Source organism: Rickettsiales bacterium, assembly GCA_033762595.1.
Classification (GTDB): domain Bacteria; phylum Pseudomonadota; class Alphaproteobacteria; order Rickettsiales; family UBA8987; genus JANPLD01.
The window spans coordinates 1-2,151 of the sequence record JANRLM010000026.1 but is presented as its reverse complement, the minus strand read 5'-3'; the positions used below and the strand labels follow the sequence as shown (position 1 = coordinate 2,151).

General features: G+C 37.1%; 2 protein-coding genes. Both read left to right on the top strand.

The window, feature by feature from the left end; translation table 11 throughout:
- On the top strand, positions 1-1,462 hold a 1,462-nt coding region (locus SFT90_01810; GenBank protein ID MDX1949219.1), incomplete at its 5' end, for a hypothetical protein.
- Between the two features lie 69 nt (positions 1,463-1,531).
- The gene (locus SFT90_01805; protein MDX1949218.1) at positions 1,532-2,092 is read left to right on the top strand and encodes a hypothetical protein; all 561 of its coding nucleotides are present in this window, start codon (positions 1,532-1,534) and stop codon (positions 2,090-2,092) included.
- Positions 2,093-2,151: the final 59 nt, after the last annotated feature.

The window sequence follows — 2,151 nt, the reverse complement described above, 5'->3', positions numbered from 1 at the left end:
TTTAATACCAGTTTTAAATGAAGGTGCGGAAGGGATTATCAGGCTTAAAAATGAAGCAAATAATCTTGGCGTTACTATGACAGATGCACAGGCAAGCGGCATTGCATCAATGAAAGATTCGCTTGATAAATTATGGGGTGTAATAGTTGGTGTTGGTAGAAGTATAATTGCACATTTTGCACCAGCGGTGGAATGGGCGGCTGATTTTTTATCAGATATAATTCCAAAAGCTGTTGATATTGCTAGAAAAGCCTTTGATGGCTTGATTATTTTCTTCTTAAAAATATATCAAAATATTGTAGAGAAAATCGCTTCACTTGTTGAAAAGATTTCAAAATTACCGGGGTTGATTTCAGATGCTTTTGATTATGCTTATGGCTTGCCGTTAATTGGAGATAGTTTTAAATCTGCTGCTGAAAGCGCTGGTAATTTAGAGCAGAGAATAAAATCAGTTTCTGATGGTTTGCGTGGACATGCTGAGGTTTTAAATCACCTTAAATCTGAAAACACCTCATTTGTTGAATCAAACAAAGTTGCGACCAAATCATTTGATGATTTCAAGAAGGTGGTTGATGAAACTGTTCTTGCTGGCGGTGCAATAAAAAGAACCACCGAAGAGCAAAAAACAGCGACAGAACAATATAATCAAATACAAAACGAGGCGAAAGCCTTAATTGAGGGTAATAAAACTGCTTATCAAAAATACACTGATTCAGTAAAAAAAGCAGATCAGATGTTGAAGGCAAAATTAATAACTCAAGATGCTTACAATAGTGCGATTGGTAAATTCAGAGAGGAATTAAACCAAACTGATACAGCATTACAATCAACAGGTGATTTTATAAATGATATTCTTGGTGGTGCTATTAATGGCAATATTAAATCATGGAAAGATTTAGGCAATGTAGCAGTAAAATCTCTACAAGGCATTCTAACTAATTTATTAAAGTTCGATATAAATAAAAAAGGCACAGGCGCCAGCCTGTTTCCGAATATGTCAAATTTTATGAACTCAGATTTTTTAGGTTCAATATTTGGTGGCAAAGGTAAATCATCTGGGCTTTCATCTTTGTTTGGCTCTGTAACTTCAATGTTTAGTAGTGGTAAAGGGGCAAGCAGTTTTAGCTCAATACTCGGTTCAGTATCAAAATTTCTGCCGTCATTTGCAGGTTTTTTTGCGGAAGGTAGAACAATACCAAAAGGTAAATTTGGTATCGTAGGCGAGCGAGGGCCGGAACTTGCTTTTGCTGGTAATGGTAATTTGAATATTTCACCATTTGAGAATAAATCATCTGGTGAAACTTCGGCTACCAATATTACATACAACATTGATGCCAGAGGTGCAGACCCAAGCGTAGTTGAAAGAATTGAATCTGCATTAAACAGAGTAAATAAATCAATTGAAAGTAGAGCGTTAAAAGCCGTTCAAGACACCAGAAATCGTAACCCTAGTTTTGCTTAAGTGCCAATTACCTATCCTTTATCACTTCCTAATAACAGGGTGAAGCGGGTTCGGATTATTCCAAAAACTATGGTGGCACAAACTATGTCACCATTTTCTGGTGTGCAACAAATACAAGCTCACCCTGGTCAGTGGTTTGAAATGGAAGTTGAATTGCCGCCATTACAGCGAGATATTGCAGAGGAATGGTCGTCATTCTTTTTATCTCTCAATGGAATTCAAGGAACATTTTTAATTGGTGACCCTTCAGCTAATGTTCCAAGGGGGATTGCTGCAACCAATGCAGGTGCTCCAAAATTAAATGGTGCTCATAATGCAAGGGCAACCACAATATCTCTGAAAGGGCTACCAATAAACATAACAAATTACCTTAAAAAAGGTGATTATATTCAACTAGGAAGTGGATTGTCAGCGAGGCTTCATAAGGTATTAAATGATGTTTCAAGTAATGCATCAGGCATTGCATCTGCTGATATATTTCCAAGTTTGAGAACCTCCTATGCAGATAATACCGCAGTTGTTGTTTCATATGCGAAAGGGTTATTCCGCCTTGCTTCAAATGATATGAACTTTGATATTAGCGAGGCACTTATTTATTCAACATCTTTCAAATGCCGTGAGGCGTTATAATCTATGCCAAGAAGCCTAACAACAGGAATGCAGAATGCATCAGTTGCGAAGTTGTTCAG